Raw genomic sequence first — 7,229 nt, 5'->3', positions numbered from 1 at the left:
TCAATCAATCAATCAATCGAACGGCAGGTTAGCGAGCAACAGCACCACCAAGATCTAATTGGGTCGGCCACGTGGTAATCGTGTTACCACCTAGGTAGATATTGCCTTTGACCGTCATGGTATCGGGAAATTCTGTAATTGCAGATCCGCCAATATATAAATCGCCATCAACCACTATCCCGTTTGGCAGCTCGGTTAAAGGAGTACGGATCACGCTTAGGTCTCCTTTTACTCTAAAGCCGTTGGGAAGCCGTATTAGGGGGGTATCTGTGAGGTTGATGAATCCACCCACTCTCACACCTTTTGGCCAACGGGTAATCTTACTTCCTATCAAGTCGGCGTAGCCTTTTATTTTTACGCCCGATGGAACTCGGGCTAGTAGGCTGTTACCGCCTTTAAGGCTTCCCTTAACTTCCAACCCTTTGGGAAGGCGAGTGATTGCGGTTTTTTCTATATTTAAATTGCCATTGACGACCAATCCTGTCGGTAGCGATGTATAGGGCTTATTTCGTAAATATAAGTTTCCGTAATTATCCAGATGGTTCAATATTTGATACTGATCGAGTGGTTCTGCAGTCACATTTGTTATGGTTAAAGAACCAATAATAAGTACAATTATTCGGAGCATAACAAGCTTCTTATTACGATAGACGTTAACACTATAATGAAAAAATTATTCTCGCATAGTGTTTTACTCATTTGTTGGTCGGTAAAAAAGAATAGAACACAATGAAAGGCGAATCTGTGATTGAAATAAAGCGTCAAATTCTAAAAGGCTTTGTGATTGTAACTTCTGTATTTTGTTCAGCATCAGCGAATGCTAATAAAATAATATCAACGCCCGCTAAGGCTGCAGTCGTCGTCACTCAGAGTGGTTCACAGCAACGAGTTTGTTATTATGATGATAAGGCCTATAGCCTAGGTGCGGTCGTTGAAGTTTCAGGAGTGTTGATTCGATGTGCTGCCGAAAATGATTTTGAGACCAATGGTGCTCTAGGCTGGATTGAGATTATAAAAAAAGACGAGAAATAAACTCGTCTTTCATTGGTATGCGTGTTGGTGCTTATATTAACGTGCTAGAGAGCGAGTCTTAAGTTCGAAAATAATCTTCTCAGCGCTGACTTCAAACTTAAAGCGAGCATTTAATTCTGTGCTTTCTTCTGTCAGTTCTGATGCTTCAAACTCAACGTTGCTAGACACTTGTTTAGCAAGCTCAACGTACTTAGCAAACTCAGTTTCAATGAGTGCTTTAGAGTTACCGTAAACCGTTACTTCGGCAACATCGTCGCCTTCTTTAATGATAAACCCGATTTCACCTGCGCAGCCGCAAGCCTCACATACATCATTGTTACCAATATCTTGGCTCATAAATAATCCTCTTACAAAGTCTGCGGTTATTCTAGCGAGCAATTTGAACTGTATCTACAAAAATCAAAATCTTTGAACTAATTTTTACTAGTATGCTATGCTGTTTGATAGGATATTTAATGAATATGTATATTCGCGACGATAAATATGTATGTGATTAATATCACGTTTTCCTGAAGAGGTACGTTATTTATTTGTCAGAATATCATTCACTTAGTTGCGCCAGGATTGATTTTATAAGAGTATCTATCGCTTGACAGTTATTTATACAATGAATTTTTCGTTGGGTATTTCATATTCTAAGTAGTTATTTAAACTTATCGACTTAGGATTGTAAGGTGATTTTCGAAGAATAATTAAACAAAGTGCCCAAAGAGGCAACACTGTAAAATTGTTCGTACAAAGTATTTGTGGGTATTTAATGGAAATACTTGCGAAAAAATACCTTGCTCACATAATGCTGATAACGATTTTCATTCTGACTTCATTCGGTTGAGTTAGATGGATTTACAAAGAGAAGAACCTGAATATGCCAAAGCGTAGTAAAGAAGATACAGAAATCACGATCCAGAAGATCATGGATGCCGTTGTAGACCAGTTATTGAGATTGGGTTACGACAAAATGTCATACACGACGTTGAGTCAACAAACAGGCGTTTCTCGTACAGGTATAAGTCATCACTTTCCAAAGAAAACGGATTTTACTGCTGCTCTAGACGGTCGTATTTTCAAGATGTTTATGGAACACATTGACTTTGAAAATGGCCTTGATGCATTTTCGGCTAGCTGGGTTGCAGCACTTGAAGATGCTGAGTTCCTAGCGATCTTACGTTTACTTTTCCATCATATCGTTACTGCCGAGAATGCACATGAGTTTGCGGCAAACGGTATCGACCGCTTGTACAAGCTAACTGAAACTCAGTTTGGTGATGCTAGTGGTAAAGAACTAGAGTGGTTGATTGGTAAGTCATTGATTCATATGAGCCAATAATCAACACGCAATGAAAGAAGCTCCTGAGGGGGCTTTTTTTGTACCTGTAGTTTCACTTTTCTTTCTTTTTTCCTCTAGTTCTCACACCGTTGTCGTTATCTTGTCTTTGTGCTGAATAAAGTTATTTCTTTTCTTTTTAGATATCTAGGGTTTCGCCTGCATCTTTCTGAGTAACTAAAAGCTTACTAACATTAACTGATGGTGTTTATTTCTAGAGCCTCAAACGCTCAAGGTGAGCCGTTTTAAGGGGTATTGCCATGGTAGCTAACAAAATTGATTTTAAGGCGAGAGAGGGGCTGTGAGACAATAAAAAGCCTCGAAGAAATCGAGGCGGTGAATGGTGTGGTTGTTAGATAAAGCGAATACTCAAAACGAACCTGTTCTTAATCGAGCTTATTGTGCGGGATGAACCTGGGGGAAGTTCATGGTTGGGTGCTTTTCTACAATACTTATGTAGCCGTACACATCTTCAATCATCGAAGGCTTAAGTGCTTCCCAAGGGCTGCCATCGCAAACTAAGTTTCCCTCTTTCAAAACTATCAATCGATCTGAGTATTGAGCGGCTAGGTTTAAGTCATGTAAAACTACGATAACCGCGGCATTGTGGTTGTCGGCTAACTCTCTCGCGATCTTTAACGTGTTGTGCTGATGGGCAAGATCCAGTGCTGATGTGGGTTCATCAAGCATCAAGATACATTGGTCACCAGAATAGTGAAGTTGGGTTAGCACTCGAGCCAAGTGAACACGCTGTTTTTCACCGCCAGATAGAGAAGGGTAGAGCCTTTTGCTTAGGTGAGACACATCGGCAACATCCATTTTCTGGCTAGCTATGCTAGTGAGCTTCTTGTTGGACTCTTGCAACGGGATACCACCAAGCTCGACAACTTCGTGTGCCAGAAAAGGGAAGGTCAACGTACTATGTTGAGGAAGCATCGCCAAGTGCTTCGCCAACTTTTGAGAAGACCACTTGTCTTTGGTGTATCCAAAATACTGAATATCACCAGTGCTCGATATCTCCTGACATAAAGCTTTGAGCAGCGTACTTTTTCCTGCGCCGTTTGGTCCAAGTAGTGTGGTTACCTTTCCTGCTTCAATCTCAATAGAAACGCCATCTAAAATCACTTTGTTGCCGAACTTCACTTCGATGTCGGTTGCTTTTAACGCTGCAGGAAACATTAAAGGATTCTCCCTTTCTGTTGAAATAGTAGATACAAGAAAAATGGAGCGCCGATGATTGCAGTGACAATACCAACTGGCAATTCAGCTGGAGCCAGTGCCACGCGTGAGGCCATGTCTGCAGCTGTTAATAGTAACGCGCCTAGCACTGCTGATAGTGGCAACAGAATTCGGTGATCTGGGCCAGCCAACATACGACCTAAATGAGGAATAACCAGTCCGATGAAGCCAATCATGCCAGACAAGCTAACCGTGATACCAACGCCTGCGGCAGCCAGTAGAATCAGCTTTCGCTTGAGTTTCTGTACTGGGATGCCAAGGTGTTGCGCTTCTGACTCGCCCAGTAATAGAGCATTCAGTGACATTGCTTGGCGGTAGAAAACAACAAACAATCCAACGAGTGTGACAGCAGCAAGTAAAATTCCGGACCACTTAGCACCCGCCAATGAACCCATCGACCACAACGAAAGATCACGTAGCATTTGGTCATCAGCAATGAAATTCAAGAAGCCAATACCTGCGCCTGACAATGCACTGATCGCAACACCCGCTAATAACATGATGGTCACCGAGGTACCGAATTTTCCCGTACCTAGCTTATAAACTAGCAGGGTGGTTAAAGCGCCACCTAAAAAGGCAAATACTGGCACGGCCGCAAAGTTCATAAAAGCAGGGTATTGCAGTGAAAGTTCAGAGAAAAGAACAATAGCCAACGCCGCGCCTAATGCAGCTCCGGCAGAGACGCCGATGATCCCAGGTTCAGCAAGCGGGTTTCTAAATAGCCCCTGCATGACGGCACCACATAATGCGAGAATCGCGCCTATTAGCATACATAAGATGGTTCTCGGTAAACGGATCTCTTGAATCACCAAATTGATGTGGGGAGCTAAGTCATTGCTGGGTTGGAATAGGCTAGCTGCGCTGTCAGCTAAGCTTATGTCCATAGGCCCAACGGTGACCGAGTACAGCGCGGTTAAGACTAGGATAGCGCCGAAGCCTAACATCGATGTTTTTAGTGGGACGGATCGTAACAACATAAAGAGCCTCAATGTCTATCACTAGCTTCAATCCTCGTAGCCGACTTTACGAAAGCGACGCGGTAGTGAGGATTGAGCAAGTAACAGTAAAAATAGGGTAGTGAGTTATAGCGGGTAGATAAGTTATAACGGGTAAATAAGTTATAGCGGGTAAATAAGTTATAGCGGGTAAATAAGTTATAGCGGATAGATAAGTGCGTTTATTCGCTTTGCTTCAGAGAGGCTTTCAAGACCAAGCCCTCCAACTAGAGCGCTGCCCTTTACGGTAATGATTTGCTTGTTCATGCCTGCTGGCGTTGCCGCTAGCATAGGTAACGATTTAAGAATGGCATCAGCGCCGCCTATTTTCTGGTAGCTACGGCCGCTCACTAAGATGACATCAGGCTGCATTTCAACGAGTGATTCCATCGACAGTGGTTTGTAAGAGGTCAGGCTTTTAGCCGCAGGGTTAACACCACCAGCCAATTCAATGATCGCGTTGGGTGATGTTTCACCGCCAGCAACATTTGCAGGACGGCCTTCATGCAGTAATAGGAACAGAACTTTCTTCGCTTCGTTGTTGGGTACTTGGTTAGCTTTCAGTGCCGCAATTTTTTGATTCACTTCGGCTTTCACTTGCTGTGAGTGAGCTTCGGTATGGGTAATCTTTGCAATTTGGTCGATACGCTTTAGTAGCCCTTCAACGTTTGCTTCGGTGTTAACGATCTCGACATCGATACCCACAGATTTTAATTGAGAAATGGCGTTGTCTGGCCCCATCTCATCTGAGCCGATGAGCGTCGTTGGCGATAAGGCAATCAATCCTTCTGCAGAAAGGTTTCTGTGATAACCAATCTTTGGCAGCTTTTTTGATTGAGGTAAGTGACTGGTCACATCAATTGCAATCAACTGCTCTTCAGCACCCAGAGCAAGAACTAATTCGGTAACGGCGCTGCCAGCACTGATGATTCTAAGTTGTTTTGCGTCGTCAGCATTGGCGATAGGTGCTGCAAGTACCAACCCCATCGCGGCGATTGCGAGTAAATGTTTGTTGTACTTTAATTTATTGAGCACTTTTAAGTCTTTCATAATAATTTATTTGTACTTTCTTTTGATGGAGAGTAATCGCGAAGATGCTTTGTGATCAGCCTGTCCGCATGTTGAATTTGAATCGATAGAGAGCTGGCTTTGGTTATTTGGTCTTATCAATAAAGAGTCCAATCTCATAAAAGGTGCTAGGTCTCATGAAAATTTAAGAGTCGTTCTAGCCTTCCTCCGTGAGTAATTGGGTTGCTGGAATACCGTTTTCTTGTAAGAACGACAGCAACTTCACTAAGTTCTCAACGTTAGCTGCTTTATCGGCGCCAATGATGATCGGTTTCTTATCCGATGTGCCTGTTTCTTCTAACAGTGCGATCTTGAAGTTTTCCCAGTCGATGTACTCTTGGCCGTTGATCGCCCAGTAAGGTTCGTGATCTAAGATATTGACGCTAATCGAATCTTTATGAACTTCAGAAACGTTTTTAATATCAGAACTCGGAAGCTCCACTTCTAATGACTCCAACTTCACTGATGCTGTCAGTAGAAGGAAAACCATCACGATAAATATAATGTCCAGTAAGGGTGTTAAATCCGGAACTAAGCTCTGTGTTTGAGATGAGTGGGGCGTTTTAATCATGCTTGGCTCACATCACCGATAGAGGCTTTGCTGACGGGAGTACCTTGAGTGTCGCCAGACTGACTGGTTTGAATTGACATGCCTTCTAGCCAAACATTCACATAATTCAGAGTGTGTTCTAACTGAGCTAGCACTCGATCGGCCCATAACCCGAGTAGTTGAGCTCCTGAAATAGCAGGAAGCGCAATCATCAAACCCGCAGCAGTGGTTCTCATTGCTAATCCAAGACCGTCTGCCAAATCATTAGGCGTGATGCTGCCTGTTGTAGCGGCAACGCCTTTAAACATCTCAATAAGCCCAAGTACTGTGCCAAGCAGGCCAATTAGCGGGCTGATGACGCCGATCAAGCCAAGCAGTCTTAAACCTGCATGAAGCTGGTGGCGTTTCTCTTGTAGCCAAATCCCTGCTGCATCTTCACGTAAACCTTTTGAGAAAGAGTGGTGAGCAAGCAGCATCGCCACGCCCTTGTACAGCAGAGGTCGTTTACCAGAAATAGATTGTGCTAATGCTTCGATTTCTTTGCTATTGGTTGGTGAAATCTGATTGAGCTCATGACGAATAGCGCGTTTGCCAACCCCAATGTTTAGCATGACTTGGAAGATACGCTCTGCGATGATCATTGCTGTTAATGCTGAACAGATAAGAAGAGGCCATGTCATTAGGCCAAGTTGATCTTGTAAGTAACTGATTTGTTGCATGGTTAATCCAACTTAAAACGAACAGGTATTTGCACACGGTGAGCAATTGCTCGACCATTTACAGTATGAGGTGAGAACTTCCATTTTTTAATGGCTTTCAAGGCAGCGTTGTCGAGCATTAGTGCGCCTGATGAGTTGACTAATGCCTGTTTAATTTGTTTTCCTTCAGCATCTAACCAGACCTCATAAGTTGCGACACCTTCAACGCCTCGGCGCCTTGCTTGGCGGGGGTAGCTTGGTGGTGTTGGACGAGCTGAAAAAGAGGGCCTAGTGATTAACACCGGCTCTTGGTTAGATACGCC

The 7,229-nt window shown here is 43.4% G+C and carries 10 protein-coding genes; 2 read left to right on the top strand and 8 right to left on the bottom strand.

Annotated elements, in window-relative coordinates; translation table 11 throughout:
* Nucleotides 1–28: 28 nt before the first annotated feature.
* A complete protein-coding gene (locus AB4232_RS09455) occupies nucleotides 29–628 on the bottom strand; it encodes a hypothetical protein (RefSeq protein ID WP_372086989.1) in 600 nt (199 codons plus the stop codon).
* Between the two features lie 101 nt (nucleotides 629–729).
* Between AB4232_RS09455 and AB4232_RS09450 the strand changes: the two genes are divergently transcribed.
* A complete protein-coding gene (locus tag AB4232_RS09450; protein ID WP_012600256.1) occupies nucleotides 730–1,032 on the top strand; it encodes a YnjH family protein in 303 nt (100 codons plus the stop codon).
* 36 nt (nucleotides 1,033–1,068) lie between these two features.
* Here the strand turns inward: AB4232_RS09450 and AB4232_RS09445 are convergent, their stop codons facing one another.
* On the bottom strand, nucleotides 1,069–1,368 hold the full coding sequence (locus AB4232_RS09445; protein WP_009845739.1) for a YfcZ/YiiS family protein: 300 nt from the start codon (nucleotides 1,366–1,368) through the stop codon (nucleotides 1,069–1,071).
* A 529-nt stretch (nucleotides 1,369–1,897) separates the two neighbouring features.
* Between AB4232_RS09445 and AB4232_RS09440 the strand changes: the two genes are divergently transcribed.
* On the top strand, nucleotides 1,898–2,359 hold the full coding sequence (locus tag AB4232_RS09440) for a TetR/AcrR family transcriptional regulator (RefSeq protein ID WP_009845738.1): 462 nt from the start codon (nucleotides 1,898–1,900) through the stop codon (nucleotides 2,357–2,359).
* 393 nt (nucleotides 2,360–2,752) lie between these two features.
* Here AB4232_RS09440 and AB4232_RS09435 read toward each other — a convergent pair whose 3' ends face one another.
* From AB4232_RS09435 to AB4232_RS09410, 6 genes are all read right to left on the bottom strand, one after another.
* Nucleotides 2,753–3,535: a heme ABC transporter ATP-binding protein gene (locus tag AB4232_RS09435; protein WP_372086988.1), complete on the bottom strand. Its 783-nt coding sequence runs from the start codon at nucleotides 3,533–3,535 to the stop codon at nucleotides 2,753–2,755.
* Nucleotides 3,535–4,572, bottom strand: a complete 1,038-nt coding sequence (locus AB4232_RS09430; RefSeq protein ID WP_372086987.1) for a FecCD family ABC transporter permease — start codon at nucleotides 4,570–4,572, stop codon at nucleotides 3,535–3,537. Before AB4232_RS09430 ends, AB4232_RS09435 begins: the two co-directional genes overlap by 1 nt.
* Before the next feature lie 177 nt (nucleotides 4,573–4,749).
* Entirely contained in the window at nucleotides 4,750–5,640 is an 891-nt protein-coding gene (locus AB4232_RS09425) for a hemin ABC transporter substrate-binding protein (protein WP_372086986.1), read from the bottom strand.
* A gap of 175 nt (nucleotides 5,641–5,815) precedes the next feature.
* Nucleotides 5,816–6,229, bottom strand: a complete 414-nt coding sequence (locus AB4232_RS09420) for a biopolymer transporter ExbD (RefSeq protein ID WP_009845734.1) — start codon at nucleotides 6,227–6,229, stop codon at nucleotides 5,816–5,818.
* Nucleotides 6,226–6,927, bottom strand: coding sequence for a MotA/TolQ/ExbB proton channel family protein (locus AB4232_RS09415; RefSeq protein ID WP_372086985.1), 702 nt, complete (start codon nucleotides 6,925–6,927; stop codon nucleotides 6,226–6,228). Before AB4232_RS09415 ends, AB4232_RS09420 begins: the two co-directional genes overlap by 4 nt.
* 2 nt (nucleotides 6,928–6,929) lie before the next feature.
* On the bottom strand, nucleotides 6,930–7,229 hold a 300-nt coding region (locus AB4232_RS09410; protein ID WP_372086984.1), incomplete at its 5' end, for an energy transducer TonB.

Source organism: Vibrio sp. 10N.286.46.A8 (assembly GCF_041470165.1).
Classification (GTDB): Bacteria; Pseudomonadota; Gammaproteobacteria; order Enterobacterales; family Vibrionaceae; genus Vibrio; species Vibrio tasmaniensis_A.
Note: the sequence above shows the minus strand (reverse complement) of the source record. Positions and strands in the feature narration are given on the sequence as shown.

What these genes read in the sequence shown, in the direction of transcription:
- AB4232_RS09415 (WP_372086985.1), bottom strand. Translation starts at nt 6,927, where the DNA reads ATGCAACAAATCAGTTACTTACAAGATCAACTTGGCCTAATGACATGG.
- AB4232_RS09435 (WP_372086988.1), bottom strand. Translation starts at nt 3,535, where the DNA reads ATGTTTCCTGCAGCGTTAAAAGCAACCGACATCGAAGTGAAGTTCGGC.
- AB4232_RS09425 (WP_372086986.1), bottom strand. Translation starts at nt 5,640, where the DNA reads ATGAAAGACTTAAAAGTGCTCAATAAATTAAAGTACAACAAACATTTA.
- AB4232_RS09430 (WP_372086987.1), bottom strand. Translation starts at nt 4,572, where the DNA reads ATGTTGTTACGATCCGTCCCACTAAAAACATCGATGTTAGGCTTCGGC.
- AB4232_RS09455 (WP_372086989.1), bottom strand. Translation starts at nt 628, where the DNA reads ATGCTCCGAATAATTGTACTTATTATTGGTTCTTTAACCATAACAAAT.
- AB4232_RS09450 (WP_012600256.1), top strand. Translation starts at nt 730, where the DNA reads ATGAAAGGCGAATCTGTGATTGAAATAAAGCGTCAAATTCTAAAAGGC.
- AB4232_RS09420 (WP_009845734.1), bottom strand. Translation starts at nt 6,229, where the DNA reads ATGATTAAAACGCCCCACTCATCTCAAACACAGAGCTTAGTTCCGGAT.
- AB4232_RS09440 (WP_009845738.1), top strand. Translation starts at nt 1,898, where the DNA reads ATGCCAAAGCGTAGTAAAGAAGATACAGAAATCACGATCCAGAAGATC.
- AB4232_RS09445 (WP_009845739.1), bottom strand. Translation starts at nt 1,368, where the DNA reads ATGAGCCAAGATATTGGTAACAATGATGTATGTGAGGCTTGCGGCTGC.